The sequence below is a fragment of the Actinoplanes sp. NPDC051405 genome (genome assembly GCF_055586185.1).
Genome location: NZ_JBVJIR010000001.1, coordinates 590,569 through 610,978, shown reverse-complemented (window position 1 = coordinate 610,978; position 20,410 = coordinate 590,569). Strand labels below are relative to the sequence as shown.

18 protein-coding genes and 1 pseudogene are annotated in these 20,410 nt (G+C 72.4%); 10 read left to right on the top strand and 9 right to left on the bottom strand.

Annotation, left to right across the window (positions count from 1 at the left end):
• Positions 1 to 4: 4 nt before the first annotated feature.
• A complete protein-coding gene (locus ACZ6S4_RS02785) occupies positions 5 to 1,921 on the top strand; it encodes a glycosyltransferase family 2 protein (protein ID WP_465473226.1) in 1,917 nt (638 codons plus the stop codon).
• Between the two features lie 61 nt (positions 1,922 to 1,982).
• Here the strand turns inward: ACZ6S4_RS02785 and ACZ6S4_RS02780 are convergent, their stop codons facing one another.
• From ACZ6S4_RS02780 to ACZ6S4_RS02770, 3 genes are all read right to left on the bottom strand, one after another.
• Positions 1,983 to 3,812 carry an anthranilate synthase family protein gene (locus tag ACZ6S4_RS02780; protein WP_465473225.1) on the bottom strand — a complete coding sequence of 610 codons (1,830 nt, stop codon included), beginning with the start codon at positions 3,810 to 3,812 and terminating at the stop codon, positions 1,983 to 1,985.
• Between the two features lie 161 nt (positions 3,813 to 3,973).
• A complete protein-coding gene (locus ACZ6S4_RS02775; RefSeq protein ID WP_465473224.1) occupies positions 3,974 to 4,618 on the bottom strand; it encodes a hypothetical protein in 645 nt (214 codons plus the stop codon).
• Positions 4,619 to 4,712: 94 nt separating this feature from the next.
• On the bottom strand, positions 4,713 to 4,952 hold the full coding sequence (locus ACZ6S4_RS02770; protein WP_465473223.1) for a hypothetical protein: 240 nt from the start codon (positions 4,950 to 4,952) through the stop codon (positions 4,713 to 4,715).
• 197 nt (positions 4,953 to 5,149) lie between these two features.
• Here ACZ6S4_RS02770 and ACZ6S4_RS02765 point away from each other — a divergent pair, with 197 nt between their 5' ends.
• From ACZ6S4_RS02765 to ACZ6S4_RS02735, 7 genes are all read left to right on the top strand, one after another.
• Complete coding sequence (locus ACZ6S4_RS02765; protein WP_433727191.1) at positions 5,150 to 5,524, top strand: response regulator transcription factor; 375 nt, start codon at positions 5,150 to 5,152, stop codon at positions 5,522 to 5,524.
• A gap of 10 nt (positions 5,525 to 5,534) precedes the next feature.
• Positions 5,535 to 7,526 carry an ATP-binding protein gene (locus tag ACZ6S4_RS02760; RefSeq protein ID WP_465473222.1) on the top strand — a complete coding sequence of 664 codons (1,992 nt, stop codon included), beginning with the start codon at positions 5,535 to 5,537 and terminating at the stop codon, positions 7,524 to 7,526.
• A 40-nt stretch (positions 7,527 to 7,566) separates the two neighbouring features.
• Positions 7,567 to 8,475 (top strand): serine hydrolase domain-containing protein, encoded by a 909-nt coding sequence (locus ACZ6S4_RS02755; RefSeq protein ID WP_465473221.1) that lies wholly within the window; start codon positions 7,567 to 7,569, stop codon positions 8,473 to 8,475.
• Between the two features lie 30 nt (positions 8,476 to 8,505).
• A complete protein-coding gene (locus ACZ6S4_RS02750) occupies positions 8,506 to 9,567 on the top strand; it encodes a LacI family DNA-binding transcriptional regulator (protein WP_465473220.1) in 1,062 nt (353 codons plus the stop codon).
• Positions 9,568 to 9,636: 69 nt separating this feature from the next.
• Positions 9,637 to 11,352 carry a glycoside hydrolase family 13 protein gene (locus tag ACZ6S4_RS02745; RefSeq protein ID WP_465473219.1) on the top strand — a complete coding sequence of 572 codons (1,716 nt, stop codon included), beginning with the start codon at positions 9,637 to 9,639 and terminating at the stop codon, positions 11,350 to 11,352.
• Positions 11,339 to 12,106, top strand: a complete 768-nt coding sequence (locus tag ACZ6S4_RS02740) for an aminoglycoside adenylyltransferase domain-containing protein (RefSeq protein ID WP_465473218.1) — start codon at positions 11,339 to 11,341, stop codon at positions 12,104 to 12,106. Before ACZ6S4_RS02745 ends, ACZ6S4_RS02740 begins: the two co-directional genes overlap by 14 nt.
• Before the next feature lie 46 nt (positions 12,107 to 12,152).
• Positions 12,153 to 13,328 carry a sialidase family protein gene (locus ACZ6S4_RS02735; protein WP_465473217.1) on the top strand — a complete coding sequence of 392 codons (1,176 nt, stop codon included), beginning with the start codon at positions 12,153 to 12,155 and terminating at the stop codon, positions 13,326 to 13,328.
• Between the two features lie 28 nt (positions 13,329 to 13,356).
• Here the strand turns inward: ACZ6S4_RS02735 and ACZ6S4_RS02730 are convergent, their stop codons facing one another.
• The 4 genes from ACZ6S4_RS02730 to ACZ6S4_RS02715 all read right to left on the bottom strand — a co-directional run bounded on the left by ACZ6S4_RS02730 (position 13,357) and on the right by ACZ6S4_RS02715 (position 15,626).
• Positions 13,357 to 13,968, bottom strand: a complete 612-nt coding sequence (locus tag ACZ6S4_RS02730) for a DNA-3-methyladenine glycosylase family protein (protein ID WP_465473216.1) — start codon at positions 13,966 to 13,968, stop codon at positions 13,357 to 13,359.
• A complete protein-coding gene (locus ACZ6S4_RS02725; RefSeq protein WP_465473215.1) occupies positions 13,965 to 14,156 on the bottom strand; it encodes a hypothetical protein in 192 nt (63 codons plus the stop codon). The genes ACZ6S4_RS02730 and ACZ6S4_RS02725 overlap by 4 nt, the downstream gene beginning before the upstream one ends.
• A gap of 112 nt (positions 14,157 to 14,268) precedes the next feature.
• Positions 14,269 to 15,081, bottom strand: coding sequence for a hypothetical protein (locus tag ACZ6S4_RS02720; RefSeq protein ID WP_465473214.1), 813 nt, complete (start codon positions 15,079 to 15,081; stop codon positions 14,269 to 14,271).
• Positions 15,078 to 15,626, bottom strand: coding sequence for an RNA polymerase sigma factor (locus ACZ6S4_RS02715; RefSeq protein WP_465473213.1), 549 nt, complete (start codon positions 15,624 to 15,626; stop codon positions 15,078 to 15,080). Before ACZ6S4_RS02715 ends, ACZ6S4_RS02720 begins: the two co-directional genes overlap by 4 nt.
• 68 nt (positions 15,627 to 15,694) lie before the next feature.
• Here ACZ6S4_RS02715 and ACZ6S4_RS02710 point away from each other — a divergent pair.
• Positions 15,695 to 16,074, top strand: a pseudogene (locus ACZ6S4_RS02710) (VOC family protein).
• Here ACZ6S4_RS02710 and ACZ6S4_RS02705 read toward each other — a convergent pair.
• A complete protein-coding gene (locus tag ACZ6S4_RS02705; RefSeq protein ID WP_465473212.1) occupies positions 16,068 to 18,296 on the bottom strand; it encodes a serine hydrolase in 2,229 nt (742 codons plus the stop codon). The pseudogene ACZ6S4_RS02710 and the gene ACZ6S4_RS02705 sit on opposite strands and share 7 nt — an antisense overlap.
• Before the next feature lie 149 nt (positions 18,297 to 18,445).
• Here ACZ6S4_RS02705 and ACZ6S4_RS02700 point away from each other — a divergent pair, with 149 nt between their 5' ends.
• On the top strand, positions 18,446 to 19,165 hold the full coding sequence (locus tag ACZ6S4_RS02700; RefSeq protein WP_465473211.1) for a mycothiol-dependent nitroreductase Rv2466c family protein: 720 nt from the start codon (positions 18,446 to 18,448) through the stop codon (positions 19,163 to 19,165).
• A gap of 28 nt (positions 19,166 to 19,193) precedes the next feature.
• Here ACZ6S4_RS02700 and ACZ6S4_RS02695 read toward each other — a convergent pair whose 3' ends face one another.
• A complete protein-coding gene (locus tag ACZ6S4_RS02695) occupies positions 19,194 to 20,402 on the bottom strand; it encodes a pyridoxal phosphate-dependent aminotransferase (RefSeq protein ID WP_465473210.1) in 1,209 nt (402 codons plus the stop codon).
• Between the last annotated feature and the right edge of the window lie 8 nt (positions 20,403 to 20,410).

The window sequence follows — 20,410 nt, the reverse complement described above, 5'->3', positions numbered from 1 at the left end:
GCCGATGAGCCCCGGGCCCGCGCCCGAGCAGATCCTCGAGCGCCGCATCCCCGGCAAGCTCTACGGCCGGACCGCCACCGAGATCACCGGCCCGGTGCAACCGGCCACCGAGGTCGTCCGCTACCGGCGGGTGCTCGGCCGCGGCCAGCACCGGCTGATGCTGGGCATCGCCTCGCTGCACATCGCGCTGGCCGCCGCCCTGGTGGTCTACCTGCTGCTGCCGGGCAACCTGCCCCGGTTCCAGCCCGGGCAGCCGATCGCCAACACCGTCATGGTCGTCGGGCTGTTCCTGATGATCGGGTTGCAGGTCATCGTCGGCCTGCGGACCTGGGTGCTGGCCTTCTTCGCCGCCCGGGCCTGCGACCCGGTGCCGATCCCGGCGCCGCCGGGCCTGCGGGTCGCCGTGCTGACCACGATCGTGCCCGGCAAGGAGCCGGTCGACCTGGTGATGACGACCCTGCGGGCGATGAAACGGGTACGCCACGAGGGCCCCGTCGACGTCTGGCTGCTCGACGAGGGCGACGACGAGGAGGTCCGCCGCCGCTGCGAGGAGATCGGCGTACGGCACTTCAGCCGTAAGGGCCACCCGGAGTGGAACCAGCCCAGCGGCGAGTTCAAGGCGCGGACCAAGCACGGCAACCACAACGCCTGGCGGGCCGCACACGAGGCCGACTACGACGTGGTGGCCCAGATGGACCCCGACCACGTGCCGTACCCGAACTTCTTGGAGCGGACGCTCGGCTACTTCGCCGACCCGGACACCGCGTTCGTCGTCGCGCCGCAGGTGTACGCGAACATCAGCGAGTCCTTCGTCGCCAAGGGCGCGGCCGAGCTGGCCTACATCTTCCACGGGATCATGCAGCGCGGCGGCAACGGTCACGGCGCACCGCTGCTGATCGGCACCAACCACCTCTACCGGCCGGCCGCGTTCCAGCAGATCAAGGGTTATCAGGACTGCATCATCGAGGACCACCTCACCTCGATGGTGATCTACGGCGCGGTCAACCCGGTCTCCGGCAACACCTGGCGCGGTGTGTACACCCCGGACATCCTGGCGGTGGGCGAGGGGCCGGCGACGTACTCGGACTTCTTCAGCCAGCAGAGGCGCTGGGCGTACGGAATCTGGGAGATCGCCCGCCGGCACTCGCCGCGGTTGCTGCCCCGGCTGCGGTCCGGGCAGCGGTTGTCGTTCTTCGCCCTGCAGTCGCACTACCCGACCACCGCGCTGTCCTGGGTGATCGGCGTCGTGCTGAGCGCGGTCTACCTGGTCGGCGGGGTCACCATCACCCGGCTGCCCGCGCTGGCCTGGGGGGTGCTGTTCGTGGCCAACATCGTCGTCGGGATGGTGTTCTACCAGTTCACCCAGCGGTTCAACCTGGTCGAGCACGAACGCCGCTCGTGGGGGCTGGCCGGGATGGCGCTGGAGCTGATCACCGCGCCGATCTACGTGGCCGCGGCCGCGGCGCAGCTGGCCGGCCGGCCGCTGGCCTACGTCGTCACGGCCAAGGGCGCTGCCGCCACCGGCGACACCTGGCGGACCTTCCGGCCGCACCTGGGCTGGGCGGCGCTGGCCGCGGGCTGCATCATCACCGGGCAGCTGCTGGACCACGACTACCCGTCGCTGTACGTGTGGGCCGGTCTCACCCTGCTCATCTCGCTGGCGCCGGTGCTGCACCTGCTCACCGTGGCGGGTGTGGCGGCGGGCTCCCGGCTGCTGTCGCGGGTGCCGCGGCCCTCGGTCACCGCGCAGCGGCGCATCGGCGAGCGTCTGGTCGCGCAGGGCCTGTTGACCGTACGGGAACTGGAGGAGCTGCTCGACCTGCAGGCGACCTCGGACCTGGCCTGGCAACGCCTGGGTGACCTGGCCGTCCAGCAGGGGTACGTCGACGAGCGGCAACTGGCGGCGGCCACCGGCCGGTAGGAGTGGGTCGGTGGTCCAAGCGGAGGCTCTCGATCCGCTTGAACCACCGACTTCACTATCGCTACCCCGCAGCGGCAGGACTAACCACTTGAGTGACAAGTGGTGGGATCAGTTCAGTGAGGACGGTGATGCCGTCCGCGCTGAGCACCGACTCCGGGTGGAACTGCACGCCGGCGAATCCCTGGCCGCGCAGCGCGTGCACCGTGCCGTCCACCTCGTCGCGGGCGATCTGCACCTCGCCGTACTCGGTGCTGAGCCGGTCGTCCGGGCTGAGCGCCGTGAAGCTGGAGTAGAAGCCGACCCGGCGGACCGCGCCGAACAGCGGGATGTCGCGGGCCACTCCCTGGTACGGGCTGTCGCGGCGGTGCAGCCGCAGTCCCAGGGCGGCGGAGAGCACCTGGTGGCCCAGGCACACGGCCAGCAGCGGCTGCCGGGTCGCCAGCAGCTCGGCCACCAGCGCGCGTACGCGGACCATCTTGGGCTCGTCCGAGGCGGGGTCGCCGGGGCCGGGTCCGACGACCACCAGATCCGCCGGCGGTACGACGGGCACGGTCCACGGCACCACGGTGACGGCCAGGCCCAGGGCTTTGAGCTGGTGGGCCAGCATCGCGGTGAACGTGTCCTCGTTGTCGACGATCACGGCCGTACGGCCGTCGAGGTCGGGGACGGTCAGGGCGCCCGGGCGGCGCTGGTCCAGCCAGAAGCGGGCGAGGCCGTCGTTGCGGGCAGCCAATGCCGCCTGGATCGCCGGGTCGTCGTCGTTCGGGCGTACCGGTGGGTGTCGCAGCGAGGACGCGCCCAGCGCGGCCAGCACGCCCGCCGCCTTGGTGTGGGTCTCGGCCACCTCGCCCGCCGGCGTCGAGTGCCGGACCAGCGTGGCCCCGACCGGCACCCGCAGCCGGCCCGCCGGGGAGATCTCCGCGGTGCGGATCAAAATCGGGGCGTCCAGCGTCTGCCGGCCCTCGTCGTCGTGGCCGAGCAGGGCCAGCACGCCCGCGTAGTAGCCGCGGCCGCGGCGCTCGTGCCGGGCGATCACCCGGCAGGCGTTCTCCACCGGGCTGCCGGTGACGGTCGGGGCGAACATCGTCGCGCGCAGCACCTCGCGCACGTCCAGGGAGCCGCGGCCGGCCAGCAGATACTCGGTGTGGGTCAGGTGCGCCATCCGCTTGAGGTAGGGCCCGACGACCTGCCCGCCGTGCTCGGCCACCGCGGCCATCATCTTGAGCTCCTCGTCGAGCACCATGTACAGCTCGTCGATCTCTTTGCGGTCGGCCAGGAAGTCGGTGAGCTCGCGGGTGCCGTCGTGCCGGAACGTGCCGCTGATCGGGTTCATCATGGTCAGCCCGTCGGTCACGCTGACGTGCCGTTCCGGGGTGGCGCCGACGAGCGTACGGGTGCCGGTGTGGACCAGGAACGTCCAGTAGGCGCCCTGCTCGTGGGTGAGCAACTGGCGGAACGCCGACCGCGCGGCTGCCAGCGGGTCGCCGTCCACGTCGGCCGTGAAGACCCGGTGGATGACGAAGTTGGCGCCCTCGCCGTGGCCGATCTCGTCGCGCAGCACCTCGGCGACGATCTCGCCGTACGCCTCGTCGGAGAGGTCGAACCCGCCGTCGCGCAGCGCCACCGGCGCCTCGGGCAGCTCGGCGATGATCTCGCCGAGCGGCCGGGTGGTCCGCGAGCCGATCCGCAGGCACTCCAGCGGCGCGCCGTCGTCGACGCAGGCGAAGCCACGTTCCGCGATCTGCCGGTACGGCACCAGCGCGAGGGTCTGCGGCCCGGGCCGGCCCGGGGTCAGCGGGATGTCGGCGAGCGTGTCGACGGTGACGACATCGCCGGTCAGCACGTCGACGTGGTCGGCGCCGTCACGGTGCAGCAGGGCGAAGGGTTGCATCGGGTCCTCGTTCCGGGCTGGGGTCGCCGCCGAGGACCGGGCCGTACGAAAAAGGCCGCCTCGTCGGAGGCGGCCGCGATGGTGTGATCTACACGCGGGTGGGTGTGGCCGCCGGGTCGGCGGGCCACCACATGCTCAATCGCGCGTGCATGCCGGTCATCCTAGGGGCCGTCGCGGTAGCAGCGCCAGCTCCGGGCGTCACCGGCGCGTCCGAGATCCGCCCACGCGGCAGTGCCGTAGCGCCAGCGGCAGAGCGCGTCCATGTCGACCGCGACCCCGGCCCGGCCGATCCGCGCGCAGGCCCAGGTGTCCGCGGTGGCGGTCGCGAGGCTGAACCGGCCGTGCGTGGCCCGGCAGTAGGACCCGACCAGCGGGCCCACGTCGGCGTCCGCGCCGGGGCCGAGCAGCACCGGGGCGGGAGCGCTGGGGGACGCGGAGGGCGACGCGGAGGAAGGTGCCGGGCTGAGCTTGGCGGCCTGCCGGACCGCCCGCAGCTGCGGCCGCGTGGCGGTCGGGGCCGGCGGGTCGGTCCAGGTCGGCGGCGGCGGCACGGAGACGGTCGGCAACGGTACGGCGGCCCGCGGCGTCCCGGACCCACGCGCCAGCATGGTGACCGCCGCCAGCAGCAGCACGGCGAGCACGGCCGGCACCCACAGCAGCCGCCGCCGGGAGCGGGGGAGGCGGAACTCGACGGTCGCCCGGTCGGCGAAGGGAGCCTCGGCAGCGTGCCGGGGCGCCGCCGTACGCACCGCGAGCAGCCGGCCGATTCCGCCGGCCCGGTGACGCGCTGTGACGTCGACTGGCATTCAGCCACCGTACGAGCAGCGCGGACATCCCGGTTCCGTCGTCACGGTGCGTATTCGAGGCGAAGGGGTGAGCGCCTGTCGCCGTACGGGGGAGTCAGGCGGCGGCGTACGCCCGGCGTACCGCGGTGCGGGCCCACTGCATGCGGCCGAGCGCGCAGTCCGGGTGCTCGCCGAACTCCTGGGCGACCAGGGCGGCGCAGCCGCGCTCGCCGAGGCGGTCCACCGTCGCGGTCACCGCCGCTCGGATGAGCTCGGGCGTCGGCTGCTGCGAGCGCTGCAGGTGGGAGACGAACAGAGCCTCGGTACGGATGTCGTCGGGGTTCACGGAAGTCATCAGATCCTCCTGCCGTGCGTCTCGGTCGGGTGTCGTGGTTCCAGGACACCCCGGCGGGGCTGCGAGAGCGGCTGCGCACCAGTTGCTGTGCGGTTGCGCCGAGCGGCAGTCACACCCGGTACTAACCGGATATCGTGCGATTAAGTAGCGTAAGTAGGCCGAGCTTTCCCGGGCGGCCTCGACGAGGGGAAATGGCCGTGACGGTGGTCCTGGTCGCCGACGACGACGCCGACATCCGTGACCTGGTGGCGTTCAAGCTCGAGCAGTCCGGCCTCGAGGTGATCGCGGTGGAGGACGGGCAGGCGGCTCTCGAGCAGGCCCGGGCCCACCGCCCCACGCTGGCCGTGCTGGACGTCTCGATGCCCGGGCTCTCCGGCATCGACGTGTGCCGGATGCTGCGGGCGGAGCCGGCCACCGCCGGCATGCTGATCATCATGCTCACCGCCCGGGTGCAGGAGCAGGACGTCGAGGGCGGCTTCAGCGCCGGCGCCGACGACTACGTGACCAAGCCGTTCAGTCCCCGCGAGCTGGTCTCCCGGATCCAGGCCCTGCTGAGCCGAGCCCGGGCCTGAGCCGGCTCCCATGCGCCGTGACCCCTCTGTCGGGCGCCTGCTGACGAGGTCGTTCGCCGTCCTGGTGGCCCTGATCGTCTGTTCCGGGCTGGCCGAGATGACCACGGTCCTGGTGCAGCACCGGGTGGTCCGCGAGCTCTCGACCCACGTGCAGCCGCTGGAGCTGGCCAACGCCCGGCTGCGGGCGGTGCTCGGCGACGCCCAGCGGGGCCTGCGCGGGTATCTGCTGACCGGCGACGCTCAGGTGCTGGACACGTACCTCGCCGCCCGCGGCGAGTACACGCTCGCGAGCCTGAACCTGCTGGAGCTGGCGACCGACGCCGAGGAGCCGGCCGTCGACGCCCAGCTGATCCGGGCCGACATCTGGTGGGCCCTGGCCGAGCAGCAGCGCCGGGCGCCGCCCCGCAGCGACGCCGCGGCAGAGTACGTGACCGAGGGCAAGCCGCTGTTCCAGGCCTTCGTCAGCGAGAACGAGGCCTTCGACCGGGCCCTGGCCCGGCGCGTCACCACCCTCCAGCGGCGCAGTTCCTGGCTGGGCGGCGTCACCGTGGTCGTCGTGATCGTGCTGACGCTGGTGGCGGCGGCGACGGCCGGGGTCACGGCGCTGCTGACGGCCCGCCGGATCACCCGTCCGCTCGGTGGTGTGGCCCGGGTGCTCGACGAGCGAGGTGCCGGCCGGCTCGACGCCCGGGCCGACACGAGCCGGGGGCCGACCGAGATCCGGGCGGTCGCGGCCGCGGTCAACGCCATGGCCGACGAGCGCGAACGGATCCGCGCCGCCGACCGTGACGTGGCTCGGCTGCGCAGCGAGGTCCGCGAGCTCGGCTACCGCATCCGTGCGCACCTGCGGGTGCAGGACGCGATCGGCGAGGCGATCCGCGGCCTGGCCGCCACCATGAACGCCGACCACGTGCTGGTCCGGATGGCCCCCGGGCAGACCGGCGTGCCGCAGCACGCGAGCCTCGATGACGAGCACGTGGCCGGCCGCCTCGCCCCGCTCGCCGCCTGCGACGTCGGCTGGCTCTCCGGCGGTGACGTGTGGACCACCGACGACGCCGCGCCCGCCGGGGACGTGCAGCCGCCGGAGGCCGAGATCCGGGCCTGCGCCGAGGCCGGGGCCGAGGCGGTGCTGACCGTGGCGGTCAGCGTCGGGGAGGAGTGCCTGGGTGCGCTCACCCTGCTGCGCGATCACGGCCCGGCCTTCACCCCGGTCGACGTGCGGCTCGTCGAGGTGGTCGCCGCCGACCTGGGCCGCGGCGTGCACCTGGCCCGCCTGTACGAGCGCGAGCAGCACCTGGTCGCCCGCCTGCAGGAGCTGGACACCGCCAAGACCGACTTCATGTCCACCGTCTCGCACGAGCTGCGCACCCCGCTGACCAGCATCTCCGGCTACGTCGAGCTGTTGCTGGACGCCGAGGCCGGCGAGCTGAACGCGCCGCAGGCCAAGATGCTGGACGTGATCGGCCGCAACACCCGGCGGTTGCGGGACCTGATCGAGGAGATGCTCATCCTCTCCAAGATCGAGTCCGGGGCGTTCTCCACCTCGCGGGAGCCGGTCGAGCTGGTCTCGCTGGTCGAGCACGCGGTCGAGGTGATCGCGCCGGCCGCGGCCAAGGCTCAGGTCACCCTGCACACCGACGTGCAGGGCCCGCTGCCGCTGCACGCCGATCCCGATCAGCTCGACCGGGTCCTGATGAACCTGCTGGCCAACGCGGTGAAGTTCACCCCGGCCGGGGGCGAGGTGCGGGTGGCGGCCCGCCGCGAGGGGGCCGAGATCGTCCTCGTGGTCGCCGACACCGGCATGGGCATCCCGGCGGGGGAGCAGAAGGCACTGTTCACCCGCTTCTTCCGGGCCAGCAACGCGGTCCGCCAGGCGGTTCCCGGCACCGGCCTGGGCCTGGCCATCGTGAGCACGGTGGTGGACAACCACGACGGCCGGATCGAGGTGGAATCGACCGAGGGCGCCGGTACGACCTTCACCATCCGGCTCCCGGCCGCCTGAGGCCTCCGCATCCGTGCTGAACAGGGATAGCCTGTCGGCCATGCGCACACTCGAGGGCCTGCGCGGCGCCGCGCTGGTGACCGTCGGCGGGTCCGTCGCGGTGCAGTCCGCCGGCCCGCCCGTCACGCTCGCGACCCGCTTCCCGATCGCCTCGGTCGGCAAGCAGTTCGCCGCCGTGGCCGCGCTGCTGCTGGCCGAGCGCGGCCGGCTCGCCCTGGACCGGCCGGTCGCGCCCTGGCTGCCCGGCAGCCCGCCCTGGTGGCGTGAGGTGACCCTGCACCACCTGCTGACCCACACCTCCGGCCTGCCGCACTGGGGTGCCGAGCCGGGATTCGACGTGAGCGCGGCGATGGCGATCGCCGACCGGCTGGGGCTGATCCCGCAGGGGACGCCGGCCAGCCGCCCGGGCCTGCGCTGGCTCTACAGCAGCCCGGGCTACCTGCTCGTGGCGTCCATTGTCGAGCAGGCGGCGCAGCAGCCGTACGGCGACTTCCTCGCCGAGCACGTGTTCGCGCCGCTCGGGATGACGGCGACCACGATCGGCCGGCCCGCCGACGACGCGGTGGCCGGGGAGACCCTGCCCCCGCTGGCGGGCACCAGCGACGTGTGGTCGACGGTCGGCGACCTGGCCCGCTACCAGGAGCAGCTCCACGCCGGCGCGCTGCTGGGCTTCGAGTCGTACGCGGTGCTGACCGGCCCGCTCGCCCCCACGGCCGAGGAGCCGCGCCCGGGGCGTTCCTACTTCGCCGGCCACTACGGCTACGGCCTGTTCGTCGGCACGGTCGGCGGTCACCGGGCCTACTTCCATCCGGGTGACCTCCCGGGATTCGTGTCCTTCGCGGCCTGGCTGCCGGAGCGGCGGGCGAGCGTGGTGCTGCTGAGCGACGACGAGCACGCCGACGTGCACGCGGTGACCCGGCTGCTGCTGACCGCCGCTGCGTTATCGTAAGCGCTCACCTACTGCAGCGAGGTCGGGCGGATGCCGTCGAGAAGCACCGGCGAGCAGCCGCGCCGTCGCGGTAAGCCCACGTCCAGCGACGTGGCGGCGGCCGCGGGGGTGTCGCGTTCGGCGGTGTCCTTCGCCTTCAACAACCCGCAGCGCATCTCCACCGCGACCCGCGACCGGATCCTCGCGGCGGCGCAGGAGCTCGGCTACACCCCAAACACGCTGGCCCGGATGCTGCAGTCCGGTGCCACCCAGTCGCTGGGCGTGCTGCTGCCGCAACGGCTGGCCCGGATCCTGGAGAATCCGTACTACGCCCGGTTCCTGATGGGCGTCGGGCAGGTGTGCGACCAGGAGGGCTACACGCTGCTGCTGACCCCGCCGCTGCAGGACTCAGTTCTCAAGGCGATCCCGTACGCGGCGGTGGACGGCTTCATCGTCTGCGGGCTGGAGACCGACCGCGGTGAGGTCGCCGAGCTGGTCCGCCGCGACATCCCGTTCGTGCTGATCGACAGCGACCGGTACGAGAACGCGCCCAGTGTGGACGTCGACGACCACGGCGGCGCCCGCGAGGTCACCCGCTATCTGCTGGAGCTGGGCCACCGGCGGCTCGCGGTGGTCTCGATGGATCCCGGCCCGGACCGGGCGGTGCGCGGTTACCGGGGGCCGCTGGCCCGGCGGATGGCCGGTATCACCGAGGCGCTGGCCGAAGCCGGGCTGAGCCTGGACGACATCCGGCTGGCCGAGGTGCCGGTGACCCGGACGGACGGCTACCGCGCGACCCGCGCGCTGATGACCGGGCCGCGGCCGCCGACGGCGATCCTGGCGCTGTCCGATGTGCTGGCCTACGGGGCGGTGGACGCCCTGCAGGAGCTGGGCGTCGCGGTGCCCGGCGAGGTGTCGGTGACCGGCTTCGACGACCTGGCCGAGTCGGCCTGGTTCCGGCCCCGGCTCACCACGGTCCGCCAGCCGATCGTGACCAAGGGCCGCACCGCGGCGGACTTCCTCATCTCGGCGATCCGCGGCGAGGACCAGCACCCGCACCAGTCGCTGGGCACCTCGCTGATCGTGCGCGACTCCACGGCAAAACCGGCCTGATCGAGACGGCCGAAAAAAGCGGTCGCGAGCTATGTAACACGAGTTAGTAACCTGCTAGCGTCAGCCGCCATGACCGATCAACTGACCGCAGACCCGACGGCTGAGCGCGACGGCGCCGCCGCGACCGCGCCCACCTCCTGGTGGCGGGACGCGGTCATCTACCAGATCTACCCACGCAGCTTCGCCGACTCCGACGGCGACGGCATCGGCGACCTGCCGGGCATCCGCAACCGCCTGCCGTACCTGCGTGACCTGGGTGTCGACGCCGTCTGGCTGTCGCCGTTCTACGCCTCGCCGCAGGCCGACGCCGGCTACGACGTGGCCGACTACCGCACGGTCGACCCGATGTTCGGCACCCTGGCCGACGCCCGCGCCCTGATCGGCGACGCCCACGACCTCGGCCTGCGGGTCATCGTCGACCTGGTGCCCAACCATTCCTCGGACCAGCACGAATGGTTCCGCCGGGCGATCGCCGAGGGCCCCGGCTCCCCGATGCGCGCCCGCTACCACTTCCGGCCCGGCCGCGGCGTCGCCGGCGAGCTGCCGCCCAACGACTGGCCGTCCATCTTCGGCGGCCCGGCCTGGACCCGCACCACCGACCCGGACGGCACCCCGGGCGACTGGTACCTGCACCTGTTCGCGCCGCAGCAGCCCGACTTCAACTGGGACCACCCGGCGGTGGCCGACGAGTTCCGCACCATCCTGCGCTTCTGGCTGGACCTGGGCGTCGACGGCTTCCGCATCGACGTGGCCCACGGCCTGGTCAAGGCCGCGGGCCTGCCGGACCTGGGCACCCGCACCGAATGGCACCTGCTCGACGTGGGCGTCAGCCCCTGCTTCGACCGCGACGGCGTGCACGACATCTACCGCAGCTGGCGCCGGATCCTCGACGAGTACCCGGGCGAGCGGATCGCGGTGGCCGAGGCCTGGGCGCCCACCCTGGACCGGGTCGCCAACTACGTCCGCCCCGACGAACTGCATCAGGCGTTCAACTTCAGCTACCTGGGCACCGCCTGGGACGTCGCCAGCCAGCGGCGGGTCATCGACGAGTCCCTCGAGGCCATGCGCCGGGTCGGGGCCCCGGCCACCTGGACCCTGTCCAACCACGACGTGGTGCGGCACACCAGCCGCCTGCTGCAGGCCGACGCGGGTGACGTGGCGGGACGCCGGCCGGCCGAGGTGGACCCGGTGGCCGGCCTGCGACGGGCCCGGGCGGCGACTCTGCTGCTGCTGGCGCTGCCCGGTTCGGCGTACCTGTACCAGGGCGAGGAGCTCGGCCTGCCGGAAGTGATCGACCTGCCGCCGGAGGTCCGCCAGGACCCGGCGTTCCACCGCGCGACCGGCCAGGACGGCTACCGCGACGGCTGCCGCGTGCCGATCCCGTGGGAAGGCGACCAGGCGCCGTACGGCTTCGGTCCCGAGGGCGGCGCGAGCTGGCTGCCGCAGCCGGCAAGCTGGGCCCGGCTGAGCGTGGCGGCCCAGCAGGGCGACCCGGCGTCCACGCTGGAGCTGTACCGGGCGGCGCTGGCGTTGCGCCGGGCCGATCCGGCGCTGGGCGCGGCGGACAACCTGCGCTGGTGCGAGGGGCCGGACGGACTGCTGGTCTTCGAACGCGGAGATTCGCTGCGGTGCACGGTCAACATGACCGGCGCGCCGATCCGCATCCCGCGCCCGGGTCAGGCCCTGCTGACCAGCGGACCGGTGGACCTGTTGGGCGCGGAGGCGGAAATTCCGGCGGACACGACCGTCTGGTGGGTGCCAGGATCGCCGGATGGAGCAAGTTGAGCGGGTCGCCGCACTGATCACCGAGGTCGCCGGGGTGGAGCTGGTCGGTGCTTACCTGCACGGCTCAGCCGTCCTCGGCGGCCTGCGGCCGGCCAGCGACGTCGACATCCTCGCGGTCACCCGGCGGTCGCTGGACGAGGATCAGCGGCGAGCCCTGATCACGGGCCTGCTGCCGGTCTCCGGTTCCGCGGCCGGGGCCCGGCCGGTGGAGCTCACCGTCGTGGTCCAGGCCGCGGTGCGCCCCTGGCGCTACCCACCGACCGGCGATTTCCTGTACGGCGAATGGCTGCGCGCCGACTACGAGGCCGGCCTGATCCCCGCGCCCGAACACATGCCCGGCCTGGCCCTGGAGGCCGCGGTGGCCCTGGCCGGGGACCGTACGCTGGCCGGGCCCCCGCCGGCGCGGGTGCTCGACCCCGTGCCCACCGAGCTGCTGTTCCGGGCCGGCGTGGACGGTATCCCCGGGTTGCTCGCCGACCTGGCCGAGGACACCCGCAACGTGCTGCTGACCTTCGCCCGTATCTGGACCACGCTGGGCACCGGCACGATCGTGGCCAAGGACACCGCGGCGGACTGGGCGCTCGCCCGGCTGGCCCCCGAGCACCGGCCGGTGCTCGCCTTCGCCCGTGACCTGTATCTGACCAGCTCCTATGCCGACGAGACCTGGAGCGACGAGCTGAAGGCTCAGGTCAGGCCGCACGTCGACGCGGTCCTGGCCCGGATCGGCCGCCTGCGGGACGCGGGAGGGCAATGACACAATCGGCATCGCCATGACCGTCCACAAGTGAGACAGGCGGAAGATGCGAATCGCACGAGTCCTCTACCGCGGCGCTGCCGCCGCGATGACCGCGGTGCTGGCAGTGACGCTGGCGCCCCAGCCGGCGCAGGCAGCCATCGGCATCATCGGCACGATCACCACGGAGGAGGACGGCTACGAGCCCCGGTTCCCGTCCTTCGTCGAGCTCCAGGACACCAACGACCGCATCATGGCGGTCTGGCACCGGGCCCTGGAGCACGAGTCGGTCGGCCGGATCGAGCTGTCGTTCTTCGACCCGGCCACCGGCAAGTGGGACGGCCCGGTGCCGGCGCTGGACAAGCAGACGCCGTGGCAGGGCATCGACACCCGGGACCCGAACCTGACCCGGATGCGCGACGGCAAGGTCGTCATGACCTTCTTCGCGCAGGGCAAGGTCTACTACTCGTACTGGCAGGCGCCCTGGACGCGCTTCACCGACCCGGTGGAGCTGCGCGTGGCGGGCATGCCGGCGAGCGTCGCCACCCACGGCAGCGTGCTGCCCCTGACGAACACGGCCACCTCGGTCGACGAGGTGCTGATCCCGTTCTACGCGGATGGCTCGGCCGGCGGCTCGTACTACATGCGGGCGAAGTACCAGCCCGGCACCGGCCAGCTCCTCGCACCGCAGTCGTTCCGCCGGATCATCGCGAACGACGACTCGCCGGCCACCGAGAACCTGCGGTACACCGAGCCCAGCTTCGTGCAGGTCGGTGACACCGTCGTGGCCGGCATCCGCGCCGAGGCCATCCTGGCCAGCCCGCCGGCCGGGCAGACCGGACGGCACGCCCGGGCGTTCGTCCTGGCCCGGTGGAACGCGTACAGCGACACGGCCGCCTTCAACATCCAGCGTCCGCAGATCAACGGCGCCGGCTTCTACGCCAGCTCGCACCACCTGCTGAAGGTCGGCGACCCCGCCGACCCGGACATCTTCCTCACCTACGGCAACCGTTACGACTACAGCCACCGGCCCACCCGCGGCGTGCTGTTCGACCCGCTCGCCGCGACGTGGAGCGCCACCGTGACCAAGCAGCTCTACGACTCCGGCCACTACGACCAGGCCAACCCGAGCAGCATCGAACGCGAGCGGGACTGGTACTGGACCCTCGGTTTCAACGTGAACACGAGCTCCCCGGACTACGCGAAGCTCCAGATCGTCCGCAGCCAGCGCGCGGACTTCTGACGTACCACCGGCACACCACGAGGCCCGGTCACCGACCGGGCCTCCGTGGTGTCGAGAGGTAGTAGTGCCACAGCAGCTTCGCCGCGATCGCCCGCCACGGGCGCCACGCCTCGGCGACCTCCAGCAGCTGCTCGGGGGTCGGGCGGCTCGGCAGGCTCCACAGCTCCGCGACCGCCTGCGCCACGGCGATGTCGTGGGCCGGCCACGCGTCCGGCCGGCCCAGCGCCATCAGCCGGTAGATGGTCGCGGTCCAGGGGCCGATGCCCGGGATTGTGCCCAGGGCCGCGTCGACCTGCTCGTCGTCCAGCGCGGCCAGCCCGTCCAGGTCGAGCGAGCCGTCCCGGACGGCCGTGGCCAGCGCCCGGGCGTAGCGGGTCTTCTGCCGGCTGAAGCCGACGGCCAGCAGCTGAGCGTCGTCCAGGAGCAGGAATCCGCCCGGCGTGAGCGGGTCGACCGCCGCGGTCAGCCGGGCGAAGGCCGCCTGCGCCGAGGCGAGCGAGATCTGCTGCTCCAGCACGATCCGCAGCAGCGTGCTGAAGCCGGGCTCGCGTTCCCACGCCGGTGGCGGCCCGAAGCGCTCGACGATGCCGGCGAAGGTGGGTTCGCGCCGGCTGAGCGCGGCGATGGCGGCTGCTGTCACTCCCCGGACTGGCCGGTGGCGCCGGGCTTGTTGGCGCCGGTCGCGTTGATGCCGGAGTTGCTGCTGCCGTGGGCCGGCGTGGTCGCGGTGGGCGCCTGGTCGGTGATGAAGTCGCCGGTCTCCGGGTTGCCGGTGATGTGCTGGTCGGTGCTGGCGGCGTTGGTGACGACGCGGTCCTCGCTGCTCATGGGGTTCCTCTCGGTGGTCGCTGCGGTGCCTCGCCACCGGTACTACCCCATCGGACCCGGGTGACTCGCGAACCGGCCGCGCCACCCGGTCGGGCGGCGCGGCCGGTACCGGTCAGTCCAGCTTCGGTGCGTCGTGCAGGTCCCTGGCGGCCAGGCCCGCGACCGTGCTGCCGTCGGCCAGCCGCAGGGTGAGGGTCGTGCCGCCCGGCGCGTCCACCGCCTCCGGGTACCAGGCGACGAAGTAGCGGTCCTTGACCGTGGCCTGCACCTTCTTGCCGCCCGGCAGCACGACGTCGACCCCGACGACGGCCGACCCCAGATGCCCGGCCATCAGCCGGGCGTAGCCCTCACTGGTCTTGAGCTGCCCCCAGCCCTGCAGCTCGACACCCTTGCGGCCGAGCGCGGCGTCGGTCACGGGCGACTCCATGATGCTGCCCTGGTGCACGTCGCCGGCCTTGTCGCGGAAGCACGTGGCGGTCCACCGCGGCGTGGCGATGGACAGGTAGCTGTAGTCGCCGCGGCGCTCGCCGAGGACCATCTTGGCCGCGGCGAGCTCGGCCGCGGTGTAGCTGTACTCGGGCTGCAGCTTCTCCCGTACGCACTCCTGGCTCAGCTCGCGGGTGTCGCCGGTCGGCAATGCGGCCGGGGTGGCGGTCCAGGACGCGTACGCCTGGTCGCCGCCGCCCAGGCCGGGCACGATCAGGGCGGCGCCGGTGACCGCCACGGCGGCCGCCCCGGCGAGGGCCCACCGGGTGCGCTGGCTCCGGCGGGCGGCGGGCACGGCCACTGCGCCCTCGGCGGTACGGGGAACCGTGACGATGTGCTCCAGCAGCGCCTGGGCGGACGCCTGCCGCACCCGTCCCCGGGTCACCGGCGTGGCCGCGGCGCGCAGCCGATTGTCGAGGTCGAGTCGGTTGTCGTTCATGAGCTGGCTCCCGGTTCGGTGGGGACGGCGGTGAGGTGTTTGCGCAGGCGGCGCCGGGCGCGCAGGAGCCGCAGGCTGAAGGCGGTGGCGGAGATGCCGAGCACCCGGGCGGCCTGCGGGCCGGTCAGGTCCTCGAACACGGTCAGGGTGAGCACCTGCTGGTCGCCCGGGCTGAGCCGGGCCCAGGCCCGGGTCAGGTCGATACGGGCGGCGACGTCGTCGGGCGGCGCCCCGCTCTCCGCGGCGCCGGGCTCGCGCAGGATGCGCAACGCGACGGCCTGCTGACGGTGGTCGCTGCGGCGGCTGTTGCGGAGCAGATGGTGCGCCACGGTGAACAGCCAGGCCCGGGCCTGATCGAGGTCGGGCGGGACGTCGTCGAGGCGGCGCCACGCGGTGAGGAAGACCTCGGCGACCACGTCCTCAGCGGCGAGGGCGTGCGTGCGCCGCTCGACGAAGAGGAGCAGATCGTCGTACGCGGCCTCGAACAGGGCTCGGAAGGCGGCCTCGGCGGCGGGCTCGGCACCCGCCGGAGGGTCGGCCGTCATGGGGGCATGGGATCTGGTCACGTCCACTCATGTCCATCACGGGGCGGATCACTACTAACCTGCTGACCATGGTCTCGCTGATCCGTAACGTCTCGTTCGACTGCGCCGACCCGTACGCGTTGGCGGTCTTCTGGGCCGAGGTGATCGGCCACCCGGTCCACCCGGAGTGCGCACCCGGCGACGAGGAGGTCGTCATCGAGCCGCCGGGCGGGCCCCGGTTGTACTTCCAGGCGGTGCCCGAGAGCAAGCAGGTCAAGAACCGGGTGCACGTCTGCCTCGAACCGAGCGACCGGGACCGCGACGCGGAGGTCGACCGCCTACTGGCGCTGGGCGCGTCGGTGCTGGGCGACCACCGCACGCCCGACGGCGCCGGCTGGGTCGTGCTGCTCGACCAGCCGGCAACGAGTTCTGCGTCACGCGCTCCAGCGCCGAACGGCATTCTCAGTAGGCCGAGATGGTCACGGGCCGGTAGCCCGCCTCCTTCTGCTGAGCCCAGCGCGGCTGGTACGTGTAGAAGTTCCAGGTGCTGAACGAGCGGGTCGGCGGCCCGTCATCCCGGGTGGCGATCGCCGCCCAGCGCACCGCCGGGCCCACGGTGTAGACATCCTTGTCGGTCAGCCGGAAGCCGTCGGCCGCAGCCGCGTCGAACCAGGCCTGGTACGCCGCCGCGGTCGCGCCGTGGATCGCCCGGTACGGCGTCGCCGTGCTCGTGCCGCCGGCCACGCCCGGGTCGGCCAGCCACACCGCCGCGTAGCGGGCCTGCCCGGCCAGCTCGTAGCCGTCCACCGAGATCAGGCGGTAGCCCTTGGCGTCGTACTCGTCGGCGTGCTGCTGGTATTCGGCGCCGGTCATCCGGATGTGGCTGAGCCAGGCCCGCTTGTCCGGGTTGGCCGTCCAGACCGAGGCGTAGCGCGGTTCGCCGTTGTCGAGCCAGCCGGAGACCTTGGTCATCCGGTAGCCGGCCTTGCTCAGCTCGTCGAAGCGGGTGGTGAACGCGGCGAACGTCTGCCCGTGGGTGGCGGCCCAGGGCGTGCCGTCGGTGTTGCGGACCCAGGTGCTGGCGTAGGTCGTACCGGTGTCGCCGAGGTGGCCGTTGACGTCGACGAGCCGGAAGCCGTCGGCCTTGGTGGCGTCGACCAGGGCCTGGTAGCCGGCGGCCGGGGTCGCGCGGTGCGAGCGCCAGTCACGCCCGTCGCGTTCCCAGATGGTCGAGTAGTACGGGCCCTGGGCCAGGAAGTCGTCGGCGGCCCGGCACAGCCGTTGCTCCACGGCGGCCCAGTCGAAGCTGCCCCAGGCGTGCTGGTTGGTCAGCAGCACCACGTTGAGCCCGTTGACGCAGCGGGCCGCCACGGTCTGGGTCGCCGCGAGCCGGCCGTTGTGCGAGTACGCGGTCTTCGTGCCGGCCGGGAAGTTCCAGTAGGTCCCGGCCGTCCGCGGGGTGCCGAAGTTCCACCAGTGCGCGTAGAACGTCGCCACCGCCGAGGCGGACATGGACAGCCCGCCGTGCGCGGCCATCGACTCCAGCACCCAGCCGCCGTCGGCGTAGCAGCGCCGCTGCCCGGCCTCGCCGGCGAACGTGCTGATCGGTACGTTGGCGTTCCAGTTCTTGTCGACGCACCAGTACGCGGGCTCGCGGGTGTTCCGGGTGAGCCGCTTGGTACGCGAGAGCACCACGTCACCGGACGCGATCCCGAGCGGGGCCAGCAGCCGCTGGAAGACGTAGTCGCGGTACGGCAGCCCGCCGGCCTTCTCGATCACCAGTCCCAGGATCAGGTATCCCAGGTTGGAGTAGTGGTACTCGGCGCCGGGGGCCACGTCGAGCCCGAGCCCGAGCATGAACTCGGTGAAGTCGCGCGGCGTCGGCGGCGCGTCCAGCTTGCGGGCCTGGTAGACCTCCCACGCGCGGAACAGGTAGTCGGTGGTCTTGTTGTTGTCGAAGCCGCCCCGGTGCCCGACGAGGTCCTTGACGGTCAGGTCGGCGATCCGCTCGTCGAAGCCGGCGGGCAGCTTGACCGTCAGGATGCAGTCGGCCGGACCGTCCGGGACGCAGAAGACGTGGTCGCTCTTCTTGAGCAGCTTCCGCTCGTCGAGGTCGTGGATCGCCGCCGCGGTGAGCGGCTTGGTGATGCTGGCGATGCGGAACAGCTCGTTGTCGGGTGTCACCGGGCCGAGGTCGGTGATGTCACCGGGCGGGGCGTTGCGGGCCCACCACGGGCCGACCCGGCCGTAGCCCTGGTCGTAGATGGTGCCGCACTCGTTGGCGACGGCGAGCGACGCCGTCATGAAGCCCCAGTCCTGCATCATCTTGGTGACCTGGGCGTCGAAGCCGGCGAACCGGGACTCGGCGAAGGCCGGCACCTCGCAGCCCAGCTCGCGGTGGCGGTAGAGCGGCGGTGCGGCGCCGTCGGTGAGCACGGCCGCGGGTGGTTGCCCGGCCGCCTCGACGCGGATCGCGTCCGCGCCGGCCGGTGGTGGAGTCACCTCCTCGCCCGGCCGCATCCGGTCGCCTGCCTTGTGCAGCAGGTCGCGGACGGTGCGGACGGACTGTTGCAGCCGGCCGGGATCAGGCTCCGCGGTGGGAGCCGCGGGAGCGGCGGGGGCCGGGGCTGCGGCGAGCCCCAGCCAGAGGATGGTCGCGGCGGCGACGGCCAGACCTTTACGCGTACGCATGCAGTGCCTCCTGGGTCGAAGAGCGGGTTCGTCCCAGGAGGCGTACCAGGGTTGAGCAGGCCGGACGGGCGAGTTCCGCGCTGAGCGGACGGACACCGGGGCCGGTGGTGCCGGTGGCTATTGGAAGGATGAGTGGGAGAGTCACCCTCGTGACATCTGACATCAACTTCTACTTCGATCCGATCTGCCCGTTCGCGTGGATGACGAGCAAGTGGATCCGGATCGTGCAGGCCCAACGGGACTACACCGTCGACTGGCGGTTCATCTCGCTGCGCCTCATCAACTCGCACCTCGACTACGGCAGCCACTTCCCACCGGAGTACGAAGCCCAGCACACCGCCGGGCTCCGGCTGCTGCGGGTGGCCTCGGCCGTACGGGAGAAGCACGGTCGCGAAGCGATCGGCCCGTTGTACGCCGCGTTCGGCGCCCGCATCCTCGAGACCGCCCCCGACGAGGGCCGGGCGCCCGGCTGGCAGGGCACGCCCGACCTGGCCGCCGCCGCGCTCGCCGAGGCGGGACTGCCGGTCTCGCTCGCCGGGTTCCTCGACGACACCTCCCGGGACGGCGAGATCCAGGCCGAGTCGGACGAGGCGCTGGCGTTGACGGGTAAGGACGTGGGGACGCCGATCGTGCACTTCGAGCCGCCCGGCGGCGTGGCGTTCTTCGGCCCGGTGATCAGCCGGCTGCCCGACGAGGAGCAGGCTGCCGAGCTGTGGGACCACGTCGTCGGCCTGGCCCGGTTCCCAGGATTCGCCGAGCTCAAGCGCAGCCTGCGCGAGCAGCCGCAGCTGCCGTCGTTCGGCGTCACCGCCGAGGAGACGGGCAAGATCGAGGACTGGCACGCCGGCAGCCGGCGTCTCAAGAAGTAGGCCCGTCATCCCTGGAGCCGAGGGGAGGTCATTGGCGGTATGTCTCGAGGAAGCGGCGCAGCCGGTCGGTGGCGTCGTCGAGCACGTCGACCGGGGCCAGGAAGACCATCCGCAGGTGGTCCGGGGTGGGCAGGTTGAAGCCGGTGCCGTGGGAGAGCAGCATCAGCTGCTGCTCCAGCAGGTCGATGATCATTTTCTGGTCGTCGCGGATCTTGTGGATCTCGGGGTCCAGCCGGGCGAACAGGTACAGCGCGCCGGCCGGCCGGACGCAGTCGACGCCGGGGATCTCGTTGATCTTGCGCCAGGCGTGGTTGCGCTGCTCGTAGAGGCGCCCGCCCGGGCGGATCAGCGTGGTGATGCTCTGGAAGCCGCCGAGCGCGGTCTGCACGGCGTGCTGGGCCGGCACGTTGGGGCACAGCCGCATGTTGGCCAGCAGTTGCAGGCCCTCCAGATACTCCGACGCGTGGGTGGTCGGCCCGCTGACCGCCATCCAGCCCGACCGGAAGCCGGCCGCCCGGTACGCCTTGGACAGCCCGCTCATGGTCAGCACGAGCAGGTCCGGCGCGAGCGCGGCGGCACACTCGTGCTTCGCGTCGTCGTACAGGATCTTGTCGTAGATCTCGTCCGCCAGAACCAGCAGGTTGTGGCGCCGGGCGATCTCCAGCAGGCCCAGCAGGGTCTCCCGCGAGTAGACCGCGCCGGTGGGGTTGTTCGGGTTGATGATCACGATGGCCCGGGTGTTCGGGGTGACCTGGGCGGCCACGTGCTCCAGGTCGGGTGCCCAGTCCTGGGTCTCGTCGCAGCGGTAGTGCACCGGCCGCCCGCCGCACAGCGTCACCGCGCCGGTCCACAGCGGATAGTCCGGGCTCGGCACCAGCACCTCGTCGCCGGTGTTGAGCAGCGCCTGCAGCGACATCACGATCAGTTCCGAGACGCCGTTGCCGAGGAACACGTCGTCGGGCTGCACACTGGAGACCCCGAGAGTCTGGTAGTACTGCGCGACGGCGACCCGGGCGGAGTAGATGCCCCGCGCGTCGCTGTAACCCTCGGCGTCGCCCAGGTGCATCACCATGTCAGCGACGATCGGCTCCGGTGTGCTCAGTCCCCAGGGCGCCGGGTTGCCCAGGTTGAGCTTGAGGATGCGGTGCCCCGCGGCCTCGAGCTCCTGGGCGCGGCGCAGCACCGGGCCACGGATGTCGTACCGGACGTTCTTGAGCCTGCTCGCCTGCTCGACCATGCGGCCCA